This is a genomic window from Rosenbergiella collisarenosi (genome assembly GCF_018494085.1).
Taxonomy (GTDB): Bacteria; Pseudomonadota; Gammaproteobacteria; order Enterobacterales; family Enterobacteriaceae; genus Rosenbergiella; species Rosenbergiella collisarenosi.
Window position 1 is genome coordinate 75,731 of the sequence record NZ_JABBFP010000004.1, and the last position, 21,384, is coordinate 97,114.

The 21,384-nt window shown below is 46.6% G+C and carries 26 protein-coding genes; 17 read left to right on the plus strand and 9 right to left on the minus strand.

What is annotated here, in order from left to right; genetic code table 11:
- Positions 1-290: 290 nt before the first annotated feature.
- The 7 genes from HGT70_RS08185 to ruvX all read left to right on the plus strand — a co-directional run bounded on the left by HGT70_RS08185 (position 291) and on the right by ruvX (position 5,946).
- Positions 291-1,688, plus strand: coding sequence for a sugar porter family MFS transporter (locus tag HGT70_RS08185; RefSeq protein WP_071431835.1), 1,398 nt, complete (start codon positions 291-293; stop codon positions 1,686-1,688).
- Between the two features lie 49 nt (positions 1,689-1,737).
- Complete coding sequence (locus HGT70_RS08190; protein ID WP_214195561.1) at positions 1,738-2,250, plus strand: SprT family zinc-dependent metalloprotease; 513 nt, start codon at positions 1,738-1,740, stop codon at positions 2,248-2,250.
- 83 nt (positions 2,251-2,333) lie between these two features.
- Positions 2,334-3,053 (plus strand): deoxyribonuclease I, encoded by a 720-nt coding sequence (endA, locus tag HGT70_RS08195; RefSeq protein WP_214195562.1) that lies wholly within the window; start codon positions 2,334-2,336, stop codon positions 3,051-3,053.
- 72 nt (positions 3,054-3,125) lie between these two features.
- Entirely contained in the window at positions 3,126-3,857 is a 732-nt protein-coding gene (gene rsmE, locus HGT70_RS08200; RefSeq protein WP_071431840.1) for a 16S rRNA (uracil(1498)-N(3))-methyltransferase, read from the plus strand.
- Positions 3,858-3,953: 96 nt separating this feature from the next.
- Positions 3,954-4,904, plus strand: coding sequence for a glutathione synthase (gene gshB / locus HGT70_RS08205; RefSeq protein WP_214195563.1), 951 nt, complete (start codon positions 3,954-3,956; stop codon positions 4,902-4,904).
- Positions 4,905-4,960: 56 nt separating this feature from the next.
- Positions 4,961-5,524, plus strand: a complete 564-nt coding sequence (locus tag HGT70_RS08210; RefSeq protein ID WP_071431844.1) for a YqgE/AlgH family protein — start codon at positions 4,961-4,963, stop codon at positions 5,522-5,524.
- On the plus strand, positions 5,524-5,946 hold the full coding sequence (gene ruvX, locus HGT70_RS08215) for a Holliday junction resolvase RuvX (RefSeq protein ID WP_071431846.1): 423 nt from the start codon (positions 5,524-5,526) through the stop codon (positions 5,944-5,946). The genes HGT70_RS08210 and ruvX overlap by 1 nt, the downstream gene beginning before the upstream one ends.
- Here the strand turns inward: ruvX and HGT70_RS08220 are convergent.
- Complete coding sequence (locus HGT70_RS08220; protein ID WP_214195564.1) at positions 5,909-6,946, minus strand: type IV pilus twitching motility protein PilT; 1,038 nt, start codon at positions 6,944-6,946, stop codon at positions 5,909-5,911. The genes ruvX and HGT70_RS08220 overlap by 38 nt on opposite strands.
- Positions 6,947-6,960: 14 nt before the next feature.
- Here HGT70_RS08220 and HGT70_RS08225 point away from each other — a divergent pair, with 14 nt between their 5' ends.
- From HGT70_RS08225 to hemW, 4 genes are read left to right on the plus strand one after another with little or no spacing between them, the layout of a single operon-like run.
- A complete protein-coding gene (locus HGT70_RS08225) occupies positions 6,961-7,665 on the plus strand; it encodes a YggS family pyridoxal phosphate-dependent enzyme (RefSeq protein WP_214195565.1) in 705 nt (234 codons plus the stop codon).
- A 13-nt stretch (positions 7,666-7,678) separates the two neighbouring features.
- Positions 7,679-8,233 (plus strand): YggT family protein, encoded by a 555-nt coding sequence (locus HGT70_RS08230; protein ID WP_071431852.1) that lies wholly within the window; start codon positions 7,679-7,681, stop codon positions 8,231-8,233.
- 3 nt (positions 8,234-8,236) lie between these two features.
- Entirely contained in the window at positions 8,237-8,848 is a 612-nt protein-coding gene (gene rdgB / locus HGT70_RS08235; RefSeq protein WP_071435093.1) for an RdgB/HAM1 family non-canonical purine NTP pyrophosphatase, read from the plus strand.
- Positions 8,841-9,986 carry a radical SAM family heme chaperone HemW gene (gene hemW / locus HGT70_RS08240; protein ID WP_214195566.1) on the plus strand — a complete coding sequence of 382 codons (1,146 nt, stop codon included), beginning with the start codon at positions 8,841-8,843 and terminating at the stop codon, positions 9,984-9,986. The genes rdgB and hemW overlap by 8 nt, the downstream gene beginning before the upstream one ends.
- Before the next feature lie 74 nt (positions 9,987-10,060).
- Here hemW and mltC read toward each other — a convergent pair whose 3' ends face one another.
- The 3 genes from mltC to mutY are packed head-to-tail and all read right to left on the minus strand — an operon-like array spanning position 10,061 to position 12,544.
- Positions 10,061-11,137 carry a membrane-bound lytic murein transglycosylase MltC gene (gene mltC, locus HGT70_RS08245; RefSeq protein WP_071431856.1) on the minus strand — a complete coding sequence of 359 codons (1,077 nt, stop codon included), beginning with the start codon at positions 11,135-11,137 and terminating at the stop codon, positions 10,061-10,063.
- Positions 11,138-11,179: 42 nt separating this feature from the next.
- The gene (locus tag HGT70_RS08250; protein ID WP_071431858.1) at positions 11,180-11,458 is read right to left on the minus strand and encodes an oxidative damage protection protein; all 279 of its coding nucleotides are present in this window, start codon (positions 11,456-11,458) and stop codon (positions 11,180-11,182) included.
- A gap of 12 nt (positions 11,459-11,470) precedes the next feature.
- On the minus strand, positions 11,471-12,544 hold the full coding sequence (gene mutY, locus HGT70_RS08255) for an A/G-specific adenine glycosylase (protein ID WP_214195567.1): 1,074 nt from the start codon (positions 12,542-12,544) through the stop codon (positions 11,471-11,473).
- A 143-nt stretch (positions 12,545-12,687) separates the two neighbouring features.
- Here mutY and trmB point away from each other — a divergent pair, with 143 nt between their 5' ends.
- The 4 genes from trmB to HGT70_RS08275 all read left to right on the plus strand — a co-directional run bounded on the left by trmB (position 12,688) and on the right by HGT70_RS08275 (position 15,561).
- Entirely contained in the window at positions 12,688-13,407 is a 720-nt protein-coding gene (gene trmB / locus HGT70_RS08260; protein WP_071431862.1) for a tRNA (guanosine(46)-N7)-methyltransferase TrmB, read from the plus strand.
- A complete protein-coding gene (locus HGT70_RS08265; protein ID WP_214195568.1) occupies positions 13,407-13,733 on the plus strand; it encodes a YggL family protein in 327 nt (108 codons plus the stop codon). The genes trmB and HGT70_RS08265 overlap by 1 nt, the downstream gene beginning before the upstream one ends.
- A 71-nt stretch (positions 13,734-13,804) precedes the next feature.
- Positions 13,805-14,521, plus strand: a complete 717-nt coding sequence (locus tag HGT70_RS08270; protein WP_071431866.1) for a DUF2884 family protein — start codon at positions 13,805-13,807, stop codon at positions 14,519-14,521.
- A 50-nt stretch (positions 14,522-14,571) separates the two neighbouring features.
- Positions 14,572-15,561, plus strand: a complete 990-nt coding sequence (locus HGT70_RS08275; protein WP_214195569.1) for an MDR family oxidoreductase — start codon at positions 14,572-14,574, stop codon at positions 15,559-15,561.
- On the opposite strand, the gene HGT70_RS08280 is transcribed toward HGT70_RS08275, so the two are convergent.
- Positions 15,558-16,352, minus strand: coding sequence for a siderophore-interacting protein (locus tag HGT70_RS08280; protein WP_214195570.1), 795 nt, complete (start codon positions 16,350-16,352; stop codon positions 15,558-15,560). The two genes, HGT70_RS08275 and HGT70_RS08280, sit on opposite strands and share 4 nt — an antisense overlap.
- A gap of 269 nt (positions 16,353-16,621) precedes the next feature.
- Here HGT70_RS08280 and treF point away from each other — a divergent pair, with 269 nt between their 5' ends.
- On the plus strand, positions 16,622-18,289 hold the full coding sequence (treF, locus tag HGT70_RS08285) for an alpha,alpha-trehalase TreF (RefSeq protein WP_214195571.1): 1,668 nt from the start codon (positions 16,622-16,624) through the stop codon (positions 18,287-18,289).
- Positions 18,290-18,458: 169 nt separating this feature from the next.
- Here treF and HGT70_RS08290 read toward each other — a convergent pair whose 3' ends face one another.
- Positions 18,459-18,929, minus strand: a complete 471-nt coding sequence (locus tag HGT70_RS08290) for a hypothetical protein (RefSeq protein ID WP_214195572.1) — start codon at positions 18,927-18,929, stop codon at positions 18,459-18,461.
- Between the two features lie 394 nt (positions 18,930-19,323).
- Here HGT70_RS08290 and HGT70_RS08295 point away from each other — a divergent pair, with 394 nt between their 5' ends.
- Positions 19,324-19,932, plus strand: a complete 609-nt coding sequence (locus HGT70_RS08295) for a hypothetical protein (protein WP_214195573.1) — start codon at positions 19,324-19,326, stop codon at positions 19,930-19,932.
- 58 nt (positions 19,933-19,990) lie between these two features.
- On the opposite strand, the gene HGT70_RS08300 is transcribed toward HGT70_RS08295, so the two are convergent.
- From HGT70_RS08300 to HGT70_RS16850, 3 genes are read right to left on the minus strand one after another with little or no spacing between them, the layout of a single operon-like run.
- On the minus strand, positions 19,991-20,242 hold the full coding sequence (locus tag HGT70_RS08300; RefSeq protein WP_071431877.1) for a FaeA/PapI family transcriptional regulator: 252 nt from the start codon (positions 20,240-20,242) through the stop codon (positions 19,991-19,993).
- The gene (locus tag HGT70_RS16845; protein ID WP_369127807.1) at positions 20,242-20,901 is read right to left on the minus strand and encodes an acyltransferase family protein; all 660 of its coding nucleotides are present in this window, start codon (positions 20,899-20,901) and stop codon (positions 20,242-20,244) included. The genes HGT70_RS08300 and HGT70_RS16845 overlap by 1 nt, the downstream gene beginning before the upstream one ends.
- Positions 20,901-21,341 carry an acyltransferase family protein gene (locus HGT70_RS16850; RefSeq protein ID WP_071431881.1) on the minus strand — a complete coding sequence of 147 codons (441 nt, stop codon included), beginning with the start codon at positions 21,339-21,341 and terminating at the stop codon, positions 20,901-20,903. Before HGT70_RS16850 ends, HGT70_RS16845 begins: the two co-directional genes overlap by 1 nt.
- Between the last annotated feature and the right edge of the window lie 43 nt (positions 21,342-21,384).

Consider the following 21,384-nt stretch of genomic DNA (forward strand, 5'->3'; position numbering starts at 1 on the left):
CTATAACCCTCTGAGTGATAACGATTACACAACTTACTCTTAACCTTAATTACGCCTATTAAACTAATTGGTAGAAAAAGTGTGATTTGTTAGGCCATAACGACTATAAATGCACGATATGTATGTATAGTTACGTCAACAATCAACGCTAGCTAGCTTATTGAAGTTATTGAGTATCATTTAGGTCGCTCTAGATGTAATCGATTACATCGCTGTGATCTGGCTCACTGATAGTTGACATATAATTACGTAAAATCACAACGATAAGAAAATTAACATCGGAGGCATTCATGCCTGTAAATACCCCAAAGCGTAGAACGTCGAATAAAATGATGACGTTTTTCGTTTGCTTTCTCGCTGCACTTGCAGGGCTATTATTTGGTTTAGACATCGGCGTTATCGCGGGAGCCCTTCCCTTCATCGCCAAAGAATTTAACGTGACCCCTCATCAACAAGAGTGGATCGTAAGCTCCATGATGTTCGGTGCTGCCGTCGGTGCGGTGGGTAGCGGCTGGATGTCGTCCTCCCTAGGACGTAAAAAGAGTTTAATGGCGGGTGCTATCCTATTCGTTATCGGCTCTCTCTGGTCAGCGTTAGCGACCTCGCCTGAGATGCTGATCTCCGCACGGGTGCTTCTGGGCCTCGCGGTGGGTATCGCCTCTTATACCGCGCCACTTTACCTTTCGGAAATTGCTCCGGAAAAAATCCGCGGGAGCATGATCTCTCTCTATCAACTGATGATCACCATCGGTATTCTTGGTGCGTATCTATCTGATACCGCGCTTAGTTATAGCGGTGACTGGCGTTGGATGCTGGGAGTTATTACTATCCCTGCAGCGCTATTACTTGTCGGCGTCGTCTTCCTGCCTAATAGCCCACGTTGGTTAGCGGCGAAAGGTCAATTCTACGACGCACAGAAAGTCCTAGACCGCCTTCGTGATACGAGCGAGCAAGCGAAGCGTGAATTGGATGAAATTCGTGAAAGTCTGAAAATCAAACAGACGGGCTGGGCGCTGTTCAAAGATAACAGCAACTTCCGCCGTGCTGTCTACCTAGGTGTGTTACTACAAGTCGTTCAACAATTTACAGGTATGAACGTCATCATGTATTACGCACCGAAGATTTTCGAAATCGCCGGTTTCACCAATACGACAGAGCAAATGTGGGGCACCGTATTTGTTGGTCTAGTCAACGTCCTTGCGACCTTCATCGCGATTGGTTTGGTTGACCGTTGGGGCCGTAAGCCTACGCTAGTGCTCGGCTTTATCGTGATGGCTACCGGTATGGGCGTATTGGGGACGATGCTGCACCTAGGCATTCACTCATCTGGCGCACAATACTTCGCTATCGCTATGTTATTAATGTTTATCGTCGGTTTCGCAATGAGTGCGGGTCCATTAATTTGGGTACTTTGCTCTGAGATCCAGCCGCTTAAAGGACGTGATTTTGGTATCACCGTCTCTACCGCGACGAACTGGATTGCGAATATGATCGTTGGTGCGACTTTCTTAACCTTACTGAATAATTTAGGTAATGCAGGAACCTTCTGGCTATACGCAGCCTTGAACGTGGTCTTCATTATTCTGACTATATGCCTCATTCCGGAAACGAAAAATGTTTCGCTAGAGCACATTGAAAGAAACCTAATGAAAGGTAAGAAGTTGAAGGATATCGGTTCACGCGATTGATCGATAAGGGGTGACGCAGTCACCCCTTTTTTTATGTTATTCTTATCCAATGAAAAAAAACCTTCGCCTCCCCACCGCCCTACATCAAGCGATTTACCGTTCCTTGCGCCACTATCTCAGCCTTGCCGCCCCTCTCTTTGACTCCCCACTCTGTGAGCCATCGATAAGTTGGCAACAACGCGGTACCACTGCAGGCAGTGCCTGGCTTAGCGAGTGGCAAATTCGGCTCAACCCCGTACTGTGTCTAGAAAACCAGCAGGCATTTGTCGACGAGGTTATCCCTCACGAACTCGCCCATCTACTCGTCTGGAAGAAATTTGGCCGGGTTGCGCCACATGGCCGAGAATGGCGTTGGATGATGGAGACGGTGTTTAGCGTCAGCGCAGAACGCACGCATAAGTTTGAGGTTACCTCCGTAGCCGGTCAGACCTTCCCCTACCATTGCCACTGCCAACAGCACGCATTGACCGTGCGTCGTCATAATCGTGTCGTACGCGGTGAGACCGAATATCGCTGTCGCCAGTGTGCACAGACGCTGATCTTCGGCGAATTCCAGCCCTAAATATCATCCGCTTTTAGTCTCTTGTTGCGAGCAAGATGCGGTATGATAGGCCCTCGATGTAACTTGAATTTATTTATTAGAATATGCGCCTCAAACTCAATTTCTTAGCCTTACTTGTCTTATCTTCGCCAGTCCTAGCTACCTCTTATCAACAGAATAATTTTCAAGCGGCAAAAAAAGCGGCCGTAGACGTTAATCAGGGCGCTCAAGAGTTTTATTGCGGATGTACGATTCAGTGGCAGGGTAAAAAAGGCATTCCAGATTTGGCATCCTGCGGGTATCAGCCGAGAAAGAATGCTCAGCGAGCCGCACGCATTGAATGGGAACATGTCGTCCCCGCTTGGGTATTCGGCCACCAGCGTCAATGTTGGCAACAGGGTGGAAGAAAAAATTGCCGCAAAGATAGTGAATACCGCCGCATTGAATCAGATCTACATAACCTCGAACCAGCAATCGGCGAAGTGAATGGCGATAGGAATAACTTCGCGTACAGCCAATGGAATGGCCAGCCCTTTCAATACGGTGCTTGCGATATGATTAACGACTTTAAGGCGAAGCTAACGCAGCCCGCAGTACGTGCCCGTGGCCCTATCGCTCGGATAACCTTATATATGCGCGATCAATACCATTTATCGCTTTCTCGCCAGCAGACTCAACTTTTTATGGCGTGGGATAAACTCTACCCGGTCACCCCTTGGGAATGTCAGCGCGATCAACGTATAACTAAACTACAAGGCAATGCTAACCCGTGGGTGGCGAGGCAGTGTCAGTCGTTACAACTGACACGTACAACGTATAATTAGTCCACGCAGGCCACGAGCTATCAGGTATAGTGGTAGCGGATTTCATTTGTTTTTTTATTAAGAGAGTAGACCATGCGCATTCCTCGCATCTTTCATCCCGAAACACTCCACAGTCAGCAACGTATTCAGCTTAGCGAAGACGCCGCCAACCATGTTGGCCGGGTTTTACGCATGGTCGCCGGCCAACAGGTACTCTTGTTCGATGGCAGTAATCATATTTTTCTCTCAGAGATCGTCGAAGCCACTAAAAAACAGGTTACCGTTCTGACAGGTACTGCAGAGGTCGATGATCGCGAATCACCTCTCAATATTCATCTGGGACAGGTCCTGTCTCGCGGCGAAAAGATGGAATTTACTATCCAAAAATCGATCGAACTGGGGGTAAATACGATTACGCCTTTGATCTCAGAGCGCTGTGGTGTAAAACTGGATAAAGAGCGCCTCGAGAAGAAACTCGCACAATGGCAGAAAATTGCGATCGCCGCGTGTGAGCAATGTGGACGTAATCGTATTCCAGATATTCGCCCCGTGATGACATTAGGCGAATGGTTAAGTGAACCGAGTGATGCACTCAAATTGAATCTTCACCCGCGAGCCTCGCAAAGCATCAACCGCCTCACTCTGGCCAACAATAAAGTAAGATTACTGATTGGGCCTGAGGGTGGACTATCGGCCACAGAGATTGCACAAGCTAGTGCCGATCATTTTACCGATATTCTACTGGGTCCGCGGGTATTACGTACCGAAACCACTGCATTGACAGCCATCACCGCTCTTCAGGTACGTTTTGGCGATTTAGGATAATATTTTTTATCAGGCATTTTCAGTAAAATGGGTACTTTTCCCGTTGATATACTGAGTCCATTGCTTGCAAATACTATTTATTTTTAAGGGGTTGGTATGATTAAGCTCGGCATAGTGATGGATCCGATTACTACCATCAATATCAAGAAAGACAGCAGTTTTGCGATGTTACTCGAAGCACAACGTCGTGGTTACGAGATCCATTATATGGAGATGGGCGATTTATCGTTACGTAAGGGTGTTGCCTCCGCTCGGACTCGTGGATTGACCGTAATGCAAAACGAAGAAAAGTGGTTTGAGTTCACTAGCGAACAAACCCTACCGCTCGCCGATCTTGATGTGATCCTGATGCGTAAGGACCCACCCTTCGATACCGAGTTTGTCTATGCGACCTACCTTTTAGAACGCGCCGAAGAGCAAGGGACGCTGATTGTTAACAAGCCACAAAGTTTACGCGACTGTAACGAGAAACTGTTCACCGCTTGGTTTGCCGATCTGACTCCAGATACCCTCGTCACCCGCAGCCGCGAAACGCTGCGTGATTTCTGGCAAGAGCACGGCGATATCATCATGAAGCCGTTAGATGGGATGGGTGGCGCGTCTATTTTTCGCGTTAAGCAAGACGACCCCAATTTTTCAGTCATTTGGGAAACCTTAACTCAGCAAGGATCTCAATTTTGCATGGCGCAAAACTTTGTCCCGGAGATCACACAAGGCGATAAACGCGTACTGGTTGTAGACGGAGAACCTGTCCCCTATTGTTTAGCGCGTATTCCTAAGTCAGGGGAGACACGCGGTAACTTAGCGGCCGGAGGTCGTGGCGAGCCTCGCCCATTATCTGAAAGCGATTGGGCGATTGCACGTAAAGTAGCCCCAACTCTCAAAGAGAAAGGGCTGATTTTCGTTGGTCTGGATATCATCGGAGATAAATTAACCGAGATAAACGTGACTAGCCCGACCTGTATTCGTGAAATTGAAGCAGAGTTCCCAGTCTCGATTACAGGTATGCTGATGGACGCTATTGAGAAACGTATAGCGAAAGCGTAATTTTAAATCTTTCTGATAGCCCTGTGGCTATCAGAAACCCAACCACTCGAGACGGTATGAACTTACAGCACCATTTCCTCGTCGCAATGCCCACATTAGAAGATCCGTTGTTTAAACGCTCTGTGATTTATATTTGCGAACACAACGACGAAGGCGCAATGGGGATCATTATCAATAAGCCGTTAGACAATATTAATGTTGAAGGCGTGTTGGTAAAACTCGATATTGAGCTTTCCGGTAATGACTCCTCACGTCAACTGGAGCAACCTGTTTTTGCTGGTGGCCCTATGTCGGAGGATCGCGGATTTATCCTGCACTCAATGCCGCACAAGTATGCGTCCAGTATTGAGGTTTCGCCTGAAACTGTCGTCACCACTTCTAAGGATGTCCTGGAAGCCTTAACGACTGATCATCATCCAGAACAGGTACTAGTCGCCTTGGGTTATTGTGCATGGGAACAGCAGCAGCTTGAGAATGAAATTCTCGATAACGCTTGGCTGACAGTTCCAGCCTCACACGATATTATTTTCCGTTTACCGGCATCAGAACGCTGGTCCGCGGCAGCAGCAAAGCTAGGGATCGCTATTCATATGATCGCTAGCGAGGCAGGACACAGTTAATGAGCAATCAAACCCTTATCGCCTTCGACTTCGGCACCCGCAGTATTGGCGTTGCCGTCGGGCAAACGTTAACCGCTACCGCCTCCCCGCTAGCCGCCATTAAAGCCCAAGAGGGTATCCCCGATTGGAGCGTTATCGAAAAGCTGGTTAACGAATGGCAACCCGACTATTTGGTCGTCGGCCTGCCCCTCAATATGGATGGCAGTGAACAAGAACTCACCCAGCGCGCAAGAAAGTTTGCTAATCGTCTTCATGGACGATTGGGTAAAAGAGTAGAGCTACAGGACGAGCGACTGAGTACCACTGAGGCGCGCGCACGACTCTTTGAGAAAGGCGGGTTTAAGTCGTTAACGAAAGGTCGTGTCGATTCGCAATCGGCGGTTATCATCTTAGAAAGCTGGTTTGAAAATCTCTATTCGTAACCTCCTGCTCTAAGGCTATATCCGCTCTACTCTGCCGCTCAAGAGATTGGCGAAACGAACACATCCCATCTTGATGAGCCTGCTCTAATTGGCCATGCAGCTGATGGAGTTTATTTTCCCGGATCAGGCTACCCACTGCCTTAGTATTAATCAACAGCTCATATAAAGGTATTACTGCTCCATCGCTGAACTGGAGCTGTTGAGCTAATACCGCACGCAGGGTCTGTGCGAGTTGGTGACGGGCGGTATCTCGTTCATGGTTGGGAAAAGCATCGATTAACCGTTGTAATGCATGAGTCGTATCCGTGCTATGCAGCGTCGCGATAACTAAATGCCCCGTTTCAGCTGCGGTGAGTGCGAGTTGAATCGTTCTTTTATCGCGTAGTTCACCAATAACGATAATATCTGGGTCCTGACGTAGCGCGGCGGTAATTCCACTCGCGAGGTCGGCGACATGCACACCAATTTCTCGTTGCTGAATTAAACATTTCTGATGGATATGGCAAAATTCGATAGGATCTTCGAGCATAATGATATGCCGTTGGTAATGTTGATTAAGGTAATCGATCAATGACGTTAAGGTGGTCGTTTTCCCCGACCCGGTCGCGCCGGTAACCAGTAACAGACCATTGTCACAACTTACCTGATTAACTAATGAAGCCGGCAAATGTAAAGATTCAATAGGCATCGCGGTGGTCTGAAGTATGCGTAGTGTAAGAGAATAGCCATGCTGTTGGGTGAAGAGAGATGCCCGGACACGCACACCTTGTTCACTGAAAAAAGCAAAGTCGCAGTGCCCTTGCTCAGTTAATAGCATCTCAAGCCTTCCCGTGACGCGCAGATCTACGAAGTCAGTAAACCAACGACGCATTAATCGCTCGGTATCAGGGATGACGTGAATCATGTTTTCTCGGCGCCAACGCGGAAATTCTCCGCAGCACAGGTGTAGATCGCTCGCGTTATGTTTTACACTACGCGCAATTAATTCTGTTAACTCCATAGTGACTTCCGGTTATGACATCCATTTCTCAAAATTTACACTCAGTGGAACAACGGATCGCCGATATTGCCAAGCATTGTGGGCGTTCTACCCAAGAAATTACCTTACTTGCAGTAAGTAAAACTAAACCTGAGAGCGATATCGCTGCAGCCTACGCGGCAGGACAGCGTTGTTTCGGGGAAAATTACGTGCAGGAGGGCGTTGGCAAGATCATGTCCTTGTCGCACTTGCCGGGAATCGACTGGCACTTTATTGGCCCTTTGCAGTCGAACAAAAGTCGTTTAGTGGCTGAAAACTTTGCGTGGTGCCATACCGTTGACCGATTGAAGCTCGCACAACGCCTTGCGGATCAACGTCCCGATCACCTGCCGCCGCTTAATGTATTAATTCAGATTAATATCAGCGATGAATCGAGTAAAGCGGGGATCCACGAGGAGGCGCTTTTCCAATTAGCGACCGAGATCAGCCAATTACCTCGCTTAACATTGCGAGGTATTATGGCTATTCCGGCGCCAGAACCTGACTATACCCAGCAGCTGGCGGTCTGCCAGCGTATGGCTCAGCTCTATCAGCAGTTGGCGCAACGCTTTACAGGTATCGATACTCTTTCATTAGGAATGAGTGACGACCTTGATGCCGCGATTACTGCAGGCAGTACCCTTGTACGGGTGGGTAGCGCAATCTTTGGCGCCCGCCACTATCCTTCTCCATCAGTGTAAGCTAAGGAACTCTATGTATACCTTGACGTTTTTGGTCAAAACCGTGATCGAGCTATATGTGCTCGTTCTACTCCTAAGGATTTGGATGCAGTGGGCGCGTTGCGATTTCTATAATCCTCTCGCCCAGTTTGTCGTGAAAATTACTCAACCGATTATCGGACCGCTACGCCGTGTCATTCCCGCCGTTGGCCCGATCGATAGTGCATCGTTACTCCTCGCATTTGTATTGACGACCCTTAAGTATCCATTACTTGTCGCGATCAATAATGGGGGGTTCTCACTGTCACTGAGCTTACTGCTGATTGGCGTGTTGTCGCTACTGAAGTCGGCGGGTAACTTAGTCTTCTGGGTTATTTTGATCCGCTCTATCATGAGCTGGGTTAGCCAAGGCAGAAGCCCTGTCGACTATGTGCTCTACCAGCTTACCGAGCCGTTAATGTCTCCGATTAGACGCTGGTTACCGGCTATGGGCGGTATCGATTTCTCGGCGATGATTGTTATCCTGATTCTTTACGCGTTGAACTATCTGGGCATGGATCTCTTTCCTAACTTATGGGTGTGGTTATAAATGATGACAAATCATCTCTCGCCACAAAACGTCGTATTGGCTACCGGTAATGCCGGTAAAGTCAGCGAACTGGCGTATTTACTCGAAGATTTTGGATTATCCATCACGGCACAGACCGAGTTAGGCGTGGACTCAGTCGAGGAGACTGGCCTCACCTTTATCGAAAATGCCCTGATCAAGGCTCGACATGCCGCCCGCGTCACTGGCCTGCCGGCTATCGCTGACGACTCAGGGTTAGCGGTCGATGCCTTACAAGGCGCTCCCGGCATCTATTCTGCGCGCTATGCCGGTGAAGAAGCTACCGATAGCGATAACGTGGCAAAGTTACTCGATGCGATGCAAGATATCCCAGATGCGCAGCGTCAAGCGGCTTTCCATTGTGTGTTAGTCTATTTGCAACATGCTGACGATCCGACGCCGATCGTTTGTTATGGCCGCTGGCCAGGCATAATTGCACGTCAGCCGATGGGAGAAGGCGGGTTCGGCTACGATCCCATCTTTTATCTCCCTGAGCAACAGCGATGTGCCGCGCAAATGAGTAAGGCAGAAAAATCTGCGGTCTCGCACCGTGGTCAGGCCTTACAGCAACTGATGGAAGCGTTACGTAATGGCTAATGGCTTGCCCAGATTAAGTCTGTATATTCATATTCCGTGGTGTGTACAGAAGTGTCCCTATTGTGACTTCAATTCGCATGCTTTAAAGGGCGAGGTGCCCCATCAGGAGTACGTCGAGCATCTCCTCAACGATCTCGATAATAGCCTTCACTTGGTACAGGGACGTCAACTCGCGACGATATTTATCGGCGGTGGCACGCCGAGTTTATTAAGTAGCCAGGCGATGCAAGACCTGATGGATGGGGTACGTCAACGTATCCCGTTCGCTGCAGAGATTGAGGTCACCATGGAGGCGAACCCAGGCACCGTTGAGGCCGAGCGGTTCAGCGGTTATCAACAAGCGGGGATTAATCGTATTTCGATTGGCGTGCAGAGCTTCGATGCGCAGAAGCTTACGCGTCTAGGTAGGATCCACGGCCCAGGGGAAGCGATCCGCGCAGCTGAGTTGGCGACCGGACTAGGATTACGTAGTTTTAATCTTGATTTGATGCACGGGCTGCCCGATCAGAGTATCGAACAGGCCTTAGATGACTTACGCCAAGCGATAGCGCTAAATCCCCCGCACCTCTCTTGGTACCAACTGACCATCGAGCCGAATACCCTTTTCGCCTCACGCCCTCCTAAATTACCCGACGATGACGATTTGTGGGATATTTTTGAGCAAGGCGACCAGTTACTCCGTGAGGCGGGTTACGAGCAATACGAGACCTCTGCTTACGCCAAACCGGGCTATCGCTGCGAGCACAATCTCAACTATTGGCGGTTCGGGGATTATCTCGGTATCGGCTGTGGCGCCCATGGCAAAATAACGCTGGCAGATGGCTCGATTATGCGTACCGTGAAAACTCGCCACCCAAAAGGTTATATGCGGGGTGAGTACCTCGATAGACAGTTTATGGTGGCCGACGAAGATAAAGCCTTTGAGTTTTTTATGAATCGTTTTCGATTGCTGGAAGCTTGCCCGCGTCAGGATTTCACCGCGCTTACAGGACTACCAGAAGAGCATGTCCGCGGCGCGTTAGATAAGGCCATTGCGGCCGGATATCTGCAGGAAACGCCCGATGTTTGGCAGATAACCGCACAAGGTAAGCTGTTCTTAAATTCACTGCTCGAAGCATTCTTACCGGAAACCGCATAAAAAAAATGCCTTGCTCTGAAGTGACCCCATAAACTTGGACACTTTTAGTTAGATGGCCTGCAAGGCCTTTTTTCTTAATAACGGAAGTAACTGCGTTGTGCCTTATCGACCTTATAAAGGTAACGTCGTGATTCGGCTGCCGGATGGTTGCGCACTAAGATACGATATACCTCGGCAGGTGGCATGGCATTAATTATCGCGACCGCTTTATCTTTATTGCTCGAGAAGACCTTCAGTACGCTGCCCGCCCCACCGTTGTAGGCGGTGATCACCGCATAACGGCGCGATTGCGGGTCAATAATCCCTGCGAGATAACTATTTTGCAGAATGGAGAGATAGGCGGTACCCGCATCGATATTATTTTCAGGATCGAGCAGATAACTCCGACTCGGTTTACCCCACTTCCCTTTCATCCTAAAGACATCGACCCCTGCGGTATGCTGCACGACTTGCATCAGGCCTAGTGCATCGGCATTACTGACAGCATAGGGGTTAAAACTCGACTCGGTCTGCATGATGGCCAGAATCAAAGAGACGTCCACCCCATACTGATCAGAAGCCTTGCGGACCATCGGAAGATAACGGTGGGCCCGTTGGTTCAAGTGGTTCGGCACCATAGGAATGGTAACGGACCAAATAACGTGCATGCCCGACACACGACGATGTAATTTATACTTCAGCAAGTAATCTGCGAAGGTTCCCGCGCGACCTTGCCAGCGAATGGGCTGCCCCGTATTGTCTAACACCTGACCATAAAGTAAGGGTTCTCGACTGACGTTAATGTCGTTGGCATCTGAGTAAAGGTCGACATTTCCAGGGTTTTCACCGATTAGCAACGTGGTGATGATCGCATCGCGTAAGCTCGCCATCGGGTTAGTCCCCGAAATCGACTCGATGGTGATCTTACCGCTTTCGAAGTTGATGTGGCTGCGGGTGTAATAGTTGTCGCTATACTTTACGTAGTCTTTAGGACCTGCAATCAGAACTTCGTTTATTCCCCAGATGTTTTCGATATTGTGAGCAAACTGGCCCATCAGGATATCAAAACCATTGGTATCTTTTACCCAATCTTCATGGAAGACGCTTTTTTTATCGCTTGAACAAGAGATAAGCAGTGGCGCAATGAGCATTAAAGGAATCAATTTTTTCATAAGGTGAAGTTCTGGCTGCTTAGCGTAAAGTATTATAATTTATTAGTGTGACTGCTCTGGAGGCGTATAGCCGTCGATCTGAACGTCTTTGCCTTCAAACAAAAAGCTTACCATCTCTTGTTCAATCGTTTTACGGTGCTCAGGATTCATCATGTTCAATTTTTGTTCATTGATAAGCATGGTCTGCTTAGTCATCCATTGCTGCCATGCAGGCTTAGAGATCTCTTGGAAGATACGCTTACCGATCTCACCTGGGTAGAGCTGAAAGTCTTGGCCTTCGGCGTCTTGTTGTAGAAATGTGCAATAAATTGTACGACTCATAGGTCAATCCTGTTAGTGATTATTCGCCATGGCTAATTCATGGCTTAACTCATGCAATATGCGTTGAACGGGTGCCGCTAGCCCTACAGATTGCGGCTGAGCTAAGTTATACCAGAGAGTAACAGATTCCTCCATCAAAGCCGTCATGGAAGGAGCGTCTAACAACACCGGAATTATCTGTAAATGGAAGTGGCTAAAGGTATGCCTAAAACTGGTGAGTACTTGCTGGCTTCCCTTGATACCACGCTGCAATAGCCACTGCTCCATTTCTTGCTGATCGGCAAATTGCGGGAAGCTATACAATCCACCCCAGATCCCTGCTCCCGGCCTCTTTTCGAGGAGAACGCGGTCTTTTTGCTTTATTAACAATAGCCAAGCTTCGCGAGTTGGGAGATCTTTTTTCGGTTTTTTTCCCGGATAATCTTGCCAGCTTTGCTGAGCATGAGCGATACAGCCGTCACTTAACGGGCACAATGAGCACTTAGGGCGCGAGCGAGTACAGACCGTCGCCCCTAAATCCATCATCGCCTGATTAAATGCGGCGACCTCATGCTGCGGCGTTACCGCTTCACTTAAAGCCCATAATTTATTTTCTACTTCTCGTTGGCCTGGCCATCCCTTAACAGCATAGTAGCGAGCGAGAACGCGCTTTACGTTACCGTCTAAAATGGGGTGATGTTGTCCTAGCGATAGAGATAATATCGCCCCTGCGGTGGATCGCCCCACTCCTGGCAAGGCAACGACCTGTTCAAACTCTTCGGGAAATTTGCCTTGATGCTCAGTCATTACTTGGCAAGCGGCTTTGTGCAGATTTCGGGCACGCGCGTAGTAGCCAAGTCCGGTCCACAGATGTAGCACATGATCGATAGGCGCGGCACTTAACTCGGCAACGGTTGGAAATTGCGCCATAAATCGTTCAAAATAGGGGATAACCGTGGCAACTTGGGTCTGCTGAAGCATGACTTCTGATAACCAGACCTTGTAAGGCGTTTTTTCTTGCTGCCAGGGCAGCGTCTTTCGTCCAAACTGGTGGTACCATGTGAGGACTTGGCTAGCAAAAGGTGACGCTGAGGTCGTTTTTAACATCGTTTATATAGAATTCGCGAAGTGAGGTGGATAAATTGCAGCATACACCTCGCATTAAGTAAACCACTGCTTGGTAAAGGCTTGCTTATCATGCTTAACTTTGCATAATCCGCGTTTAAAATTGAAATATTTGTAGGCTTATTATGATTAATGACGTCATTACACCAGAATTTGATGAAGATGGGCGTCCATTACGCCGGATAAGAAGTTTTGTTCGCCGCCAAGGCCGTCTTACCAAAGGCCAGCAACATGCGCTAGATGAGCTCTGGCCAATTAACGGGATTGAATACAATGCCGAGCCAATGGATTTCCAGCAGGTTTTTGGTCGTGAAGCGCCATTAGTCCTTGAAATCGGTTTTGGTATGGGTGCCTCCTTAGTCGAGATGGCGAAGGCGAATCCTCACCAGAACTTTTTAGGTATTGAGGTGCATGCTCCCGGCGTTGGCGCTTGTTTAGCTAGTGCTGAAGAAGCAGGCGTTACTAATTTACGCGTCATGTGCCACGATGCCGTTGAGGTCCTGGAGAAGATGATCCCTGATAATTCGTTACGCCTGGCACAACTCTTTTTCCCAGATCCTTGGCACAAAGCTCGCCACAACAAGCGCCGTATTGTACAGATCCCGTTTGCAGAGCTGATTCTGCGTAAGTTAAAGCTTGGTGGCGTTTTTCATATGGCCACAGACTGGGAGAATTATGCCGAGCATATGCTAGAAGTTATGCAATCTATTCCCGGTTATGTTAACCAATCGCCTGCGGGTAATTATGCCCCGCGACCCGATTCACGCCCACTCACTAAGTTCGAACAACGAGGTCATCGTTTAGGACACGGGGTATGGGATTTACTTTTTGAGAGGATTAAATAATGGCTGTTAACCGTAGTCGCCGTTTACGTAAAAAGCTTCACCTAGATGAGTTTAAAGAGTTAGGTTTTTCAGTCGCATGGTCTTTCCCTGCTGGCACCGATACTGCCACCATCGATAAGACTGTCGATGCGTTTATTAACGAAGTCATCGAGCCACAAGGCCTGGCCTACGATGGCAGCGGCTACCTTCAATGGGAAGGCTTAGTGTGCTTACAAAAAACAGGTAAATGTACTGAAGAACACCGTACCGTAGTAAGTCAATGGTTAACCGAACAGGGCTTGGAAAACGTCCAAGTCACGGAACTGTTTGATGTTTGGTGGGACTAAGTCAGTATAACCTTTAGACGGATAATGCCTCCTCGCTTATCCGTCTACCTTCCCCCCTCTGGAGAGATATCATGCTACGCAAAGTTCTACTTGCAACACTTCTCGTTTCAGCAGTGCAAGCCCATGCCGCTTATCAGTGTGATTCAATCCCTAAAGACGACATCACTGTTGCGCCTCAGAGCGTCGCTATCGTTGGTAGTGATGGCACCATGGTTATTACGCCAAACGGTGATATTACCTTTAATAATAAGGCACTACAGCCTTCTGCTGCCCTGCGCCAACAGGCGATTAACTATCAAGCAGCCGTGCGTAAAGATATGCCATGGATTAATCAGGGTGCTCACCAACGTCTTGATCAAGCGAAAACAGCGTTAGACCGTATCATCACTGAAAAACTGGGTGCGCAAAGCGGTATCCATCAGCGTTTAGATAACTTAAATTCTCAGCTTAAACTGCAGTTCGCACGCGTGCTCTCCCAGAGCAATGGCGTAATGACCTACCATCACAGCGCTATCGATAGCGTGCATCAGGATAGCGAAAAGCTAGTACAGAATGCGATGGGTGGTGTACTGCAAGACAGCCTGAATGAAATGGGTAACATGAAGAACCTCAGCAGTAACGGCAACCCACTGCAAGCATTGGTGGGTAACCTCGGCGGATTACAACAGGCCGTTCAACAAGAGTGGAAACAGCACGAAGATGATTTCCAACAATTTGGACAGCAGGTCTGCCAACGGGTCACACAGTTAGAAACCCAGCGTATCGCGCTTTATAAGTCAGCAAAATAACGACTGAGGCTCCTAGAGCCTCTTTTTAGTCTATAGGGGAGAGAAAAAAGATGGCGTTTAAAGCGATTTGGCTCACTGACCCTCAAGAGGGTATCCCGGCAACACTTCGAGATGTCGACCTCCCTCCCCTCTCCCACTATCCTATTACCCTGCGCGTCTTATATTCCTCACTCAATTACAAAGATGCCCTAGCGATTAGCGCCAAAGCGCCTATTGTTCGACAATTTCCACTCATCCCTGGTATCGACATGGTTGGAGAAGTCATTGCGAGTGAGGTAGAAGCTTGGCCTGTCGGAAAGCAGGTGGTCGTCACGGGCTGGGGGATCGGCGAACGTCATCACGGTGGATTAGCCGAGATGTTTTACGCTAAAGAGGAGTGGCTTGAGGAGCTCCCTACGACCCTTTTACCTAGTTCTGCGGCGGCAATAGGTACCGCCGGGCTAACTGCGATGCTCGCCGTCTTAGAACTCGAGCAGCAAGGGATTACTCCTGAGCAAGGGCCGATTGTTGTTAGCGGCGCCAGTGGCGGCGTAGGCAGCTTTAGTACTTGGATTTTAGCTAGACTCGGCTTCGAGGTTATCGCGATTAGTGGCGACCCTACATCAGCCGAGTATTTAACGGATATCCTCGGCGCGCACTCTGTGTTACCGAGAAGCGAGTTCTCTACCCCAGCTAAAAAACTCCTTCCCGAGCAATGGGCTGGGGCTATCGATTGTGTGGGAAGTCATACGCTTGCCACCATACTGGCAGGTGCTCGGCGCAACGCATGCGTCGTCGCTTGCGGGATGGCGCAAGGCCTAGACCTAACAACTAGCGTCGCGCCTTTTATACTACGGGGTATTCGTCTAGTGGGGATCGACAGCGTTTATTGTGCAAGAAGAAAACGTCACCAAGCGTGGCGACGCTTTGCCTCTTTGCTGAGTGAAGCACCTCTCCCCGTTTCATGCCAAACAATCACTCTACAACAAACGATCGAGTTTGCTGACCGGCTATTAACGGGTGAGGTTCGAGGACGCATTATAGTTAAAACGGCGTCTTAGCCTTTAGCGTGCCAGTAAGCAACCGCGCGAACAAGTTCTGGAGAACAACCTCGCTGTTCAACAAAGTGATCGCTTAACGCCTTCACCGCCTTACCTTCACCGGTCAGCCATACGAAATGGTCATCGCTAGGGAAGTGTAGTGGATTGGTCAGGCCAATACAGTCGGCGACACCAGACTCATCCATCGCTTTGCCTTCAAGACAATGCAAGGTGTGATCGGCGAGCTGTGCGCCTAGATATTCCTCTACCACTTTGCGGTCGGCAAAGGCAATTAACATGATATTTTCTGCCTTGACGCTAAGGAGCCGACGCTTCATGGCAGGTAGCCCGGTTTCATCAAAAATATACAGCTGTTGGGCATAGTCTTCAGGGATGACTAGCGAACCGCGCGGTCCACCAATAGTCAACGTCTCGCCAATCTCGACGTGCTCTGCCCATTCGCTAGCAACACCGTGCTTATGACGAAAAAAATCTATAGTCAGTGAATCCCGACCATTAAATTCCAAGGGCGTATAATCGCGCGACTCTGGACGCTGGTTATCGGGCCACACAATCCCTTCGTCGGTCACTGAAGGAATAGGCGGTGGAGATAATGTACTCTCTGGAAAGAATAGTTTGATATGGTCGTCGTTACCCGGTGAAGTAAAGCCAACTAAGGCTTCAGACCGAAAACTAATTCGCCAAAATTGTTGAGCGACAAGTTGTTTATCACTAACGGTGAGTGTGCGGAACTTCAATTCGTTGCGTACGCGCTGAGGAACTTTTCGTCCTGAACTTAACGTTTGGGTCATAGATTCTCCTTCAAATGTCTGAATGAGTCTACCTCTCCCCTCTCAACTTTAATAGTAATAATTCTTATTATCATGTTACCGTAAGTGTCATTCCTTAACTCCTTTCAACGTTACGAGATCCATGCGCAGGGGGTAAAATAAGACTTAGACTAAAATGAGTCGTCGACGACAATTAATGCCCTAAGCCTCTATCACTCCCCCCGTGTTGTCTATACTTATCCTATCCGTACATCGCTATGAAAATCCCCCTGTTAAGGAGACGGTTCGCTATGTCGCGACACGCTAAAGAACAGTTCACTGAGAACGATAGTCATCTTCGCCCCGACCATGATCTTCATACCGAACCTCATGAACTCGACTTTCACGGTGCTGACGACGGCCATGAGCCTGAACCAGAACATATTGCGGGTATGCCTTCAGCAGATGCGCTCACGCCGTCCGACCGCTATTTAGAGTTATTCGAAGATGTGCAGAATCAGCATATTTTCGAGGATAGTAAAACCTTTGCCGACTGCGCACCGAAGTACGATCCCGTCGATATCCTGATCTTATATCGAAAACTGGCTCGTCGTAGTCAAAACTTCTCGCTGCGCCGCTTCGTGGAGGAAAACTTCCATCTCCCGGAAGAGCCTCATAATTACGCCCACGCCGAGACTGAACAAAGGACGCTTAGCGAACATATCGAAGCACTATGGCCGATAATGATCCGAAACCCGCAAAGTCATCATCCCAATACTTCTTTGCTCCCGTTACCTAAACCCTATGTAGTACCCGGTGGACGATTCACTGAAGTGTATTATTGGGACTCGTATTTCTCGATGCTGGGCTTAGCCGAAAGCGGTAAAATCGATATACTCAAGAATATGGCGGATAACTTCGCTTGGTTGATTGAGAAATATGGGCATATTCCCAACGGGAATAGAACCTATTACCTCAGCCGCTCACAACCACCGGTTTTTGCCCTGATGGTCGAGTTGTGTGAGTCGGCGAATATCCCCGGAAGTGAGCACTATCTCCCGTATCTGATTTCCGAATATCATTATTGGATGGATGGTGCGATCTCGCTGAATAATAATCAGGCTTTTCGCCACGTCGTTAAGATGCCAGATGGTGCCTTGTTAAATCGCTATTGGGATGACCGTGATACTCCACGTGATGAGTCTTGGCGCGAGGATATTGCCACAGCAGCCTCTTCTAATCGACCGTCGAAAGAGGTATTCCGTGATTTACGCGCTGGCGCTGCCTCCGGCTGGGATTATTCATCTCGTTGGTTAAGGGATCCTACTCGGCTAGCGAGCATACGTACCACGCAGTATATCCCTATCGATCTGAATGCCTTTTTGTACAAGCTAGAGTGCACTATTTCTACCATCGCCCAAACATCAGGAGAAGAACTTAGCGCACTGGCATGGCAGAAAAAAGCTGAGGCACGCCTACAAGCTATCAATCGTTGGATGTGGGATGAAAATACTGAGGTATTTCGAGATTACGACTGGCGTAGGCAACAATTCGGGATGTTCAGTGCCGCAACGTCTGTCGCACTATTTACCGGTGTTGCCACATCTCAACAGGCCCAGCGAATCGCCCGACAAATTCGAGAACAACTTTTAGCGCCTGGTGGCCTCCTGTCCACAACGGTTGAGAGCGGAGAGCAATGGGATAAACCCAATGCATGGGCCCCGCTACAATGGATGACGATCCAAGGTCTAAACAAGTACCAACAACAAGAACTCGCGACAGAAATAGCGATACGCTGGTTAAAAACAGTTAATAAACTTTTTAAAGAAAATCATAAGCTGGTCGAAAAGTATAATGTCATGGATGAAACTAATGGTCAGGGCGGTGGAGGGGAATATCCATTACAAGATGGGTTCGGTTGGACGAATGGAGTAACCCAATGCTTGATGAGTGAATATGGTCACCTCATTGAGGATTGAGAATGGTAGCTTTCAGGATAAAGAAGACACCTTATTGGCAGGGATGAGAGTGACACAGTGCATGGCAAAGGAGGAGTTTTCATTGGTGACTACTATGTAAAACCCCCCACCAACCTTGGGTTGATGGGGTGTTGAATACTAATACAATTAAAGAAGATTTGAGTATGAATTAGTTAGTTGAATCGGTGATCGATTTTTTCGCACTAGCGGCTGCGTCTTTAGTCTTCTGCCATGCGCTGCTCGCGCCTTGCTTAGTACTGTCTACGCCCTTAGAGGTGGTTTCTTTGGTCTTGTTCCAGCCTTCTTTAGCGCCTTCTTTGGTTTTATTCCAGCCTTCGGTAGTGCCTTCTTTGGTTTTATTCCAATGATGTTGAGCACTCTCTTTGGCTTTAGTCGTGTCGCTGTTGTCACCTTGTAGACGGTGTTTAGCTTTATCTACGTTTTCATTCAGGCGATTTTTAGATTCAGTTGTCGTTTCTGACGCGCGATCCTGAGCTTTTTGCGAGGTTTCAGAAGCTCTATTTTGTAGTTGCTGAGTTTTCTCTTGCAGCTGCTGTGAAGGGGTCGGTGTAGTATCAGCAAATGCGTGAGAAGCTAAAAATGTCATCGAAATCGCTACTGCAGTAAGAGTCTTTTTCATCTCAGTCAATCCTTGTAAGTGATAATGCCTAGTAAAAACATAGCAACCAATAGTAAAACTGACAAGTCATCGATATGAAAACGGAATTTTCTTAACCGATAACGCCTACCAGGTGGAGACAGAATTAAACAATTCGGGTACAAGTAAGATATTTGGTTAACCTTGAGATCACCACTATTACTATCTCTTAAAAAAATAAGAATTTACCAAAAATTAAATTCTAAATTGAAGCATTCTTATTTTAAATGTTTTTTATATTTGCATATGGAAGAGAAAGAGAAAGCCTGACATAATCAACATAATCTAATTTTAAAAGGAGACATAAAAATAGCCAAGAAATCTATCATTAATAGATTATTTTACATTTAACTTTAACCATAATGATTGGTGTTATATGAATAACAAGGAATACGTTCGTTCTATCGCTATCATTGATACGTGCAATTTTACCAGAATTGCAATTGAATCAGTCTGCAATACTATCTCTGAAAAAATAAGGGTCCTACGCTTTAATTCGATACAGGAACTTGTCGAATACCCACAGCGCACTCAAATTGATCTTGTATTTTATGATACACTTACGACTAATAGCATTATTATCGATCCAGATGCAGATATAAAAAAAATAAAGGATAATATTAGCGGTGTAAAAATATGCGTTTTTTCTATACTTCATCAGTTTATGTCTATAAAAAGCGCTGATTATGAAATAGATAAAAGACTCTCTTTGGAAGATTTTAACTTTTTCACGAGAATTTTATGTCAAAACGATAGCGAACGCTGCAAAAGAAATTATAGTGTCGTTTTCTATGATCGTTTAAATCTATCAAAGGAACAAGTTTCTCTCTTACGTGGCTATTTATTAAACTTAAACACAAAAAATATTGCTGATATTTTACAATGCAACCTACGAAAAGTTTATTTTTACCGTGAAGGGACATTAAAGAAAGGGAAAAATAGACCGAGTTTCTATAAGGATATAGGGAGACTAATTAACCCCTAATGCGCTAAAGGCTGCGCTATATTCAAAGCGAAGCCTTTAGCGTTTTATTCGCTTAAATTCAACGTGGTAACTTAATAAACCAACGCAAAGAATTAGAGTATAATTGAGGGGATTTGATAATCTTCCCCTCTTCAACAAGCTGTAATAATAGGCTGCGAGTCACATAAATACTAGTGTCACATCTATCAGAAATATCACGTGTTTTAGGCCAGAAATCGAGGTCAGGTAATTGTCCTCGCTGAAATTTAGAATCTTTATGTTGCTCACAAAGCTCGAATACCGCTTTTAACACATCTTCCTTTTTACTCATTATATAACTCCATTATCTTTAACTCGTAAAAATAGTTTTTTAAGTACTTTGGATAATCTTTCTTCGACTGAACTGTAAAATAAATAACCAACAAACCATGAAACTGACAAAGAGACAAAAAACATAATTACTCTAGAAAAGAAAAAATCAAAAACCATCTCTCCAAAAATAAGTTTAGAAATAGTAATCACAATGAATATAACTGGCATATGTAACAGATAGATAGAATATGAAACCCTCGAAGTAAATGACAGAAACCGAGGTAATTTCATACCACCTCCATTAAATAACTTAATACTGTATATGAAAAGATATACAGAGGGTATAAACCCCACACCCATATGTAGATCATCGAACATAGGTAATGTTTTAACTTCTAAATATAGCAATATAATAATAAAAAAATTGATAATGTTATAATATACATCACCCACCCTATTAATAATTTTAATTGTTTCATTAAAATAACTGGCTATGATATAGCCTATAATAAACTCAATAACTATGGGGTTGGAAGCCATAGTAAACCAAGCTAGTACATTGCTATTTATCGTTAAACCGCTAACTAAAAAAAACCAATGAGTAAGAGCTACAATAACGAAGGATAACGTGATAAATAAAAGTCTATTGAGCTTTGAAATTAAACTACATGATACTATTAGGTAAAAAAAAACTCATAGTTAAGTGTCCATCCCACATTTAGTATTGGCTCACCATAGGAAGGAGGATCTAGCCGGGATTGAGGCATGAACAGTAGGCTTTTAGCTAGTGCCGAAAACTCATACGAAGAAAGACTGAAAATATTATTTATTGAGAAAACTATTATTGTCACGATAAAATAAGCAGGATATACCCTTACTAGCCTTAAGCATAAATACTTGATTGCACTTTTAATTGATAACCCATAGTTTTTAGTCGTATAGCAAGCTAGGAAACCACTTATTATAAAAAATATATCGACACCAATGTAGCCTCTACGTAGAAAACTTAATTCTAGTGGATGTACGAACCAACTATAATGGTAAAGAACAACGGCTATCACAGCGATACCGCGTAGTCCATCTAGTGCCTCAATTTTATTTTTATTATTGTTTATCATATCCACCTCGTACCTAATAGAGGGCTGCCCCCCCTATTAGGGA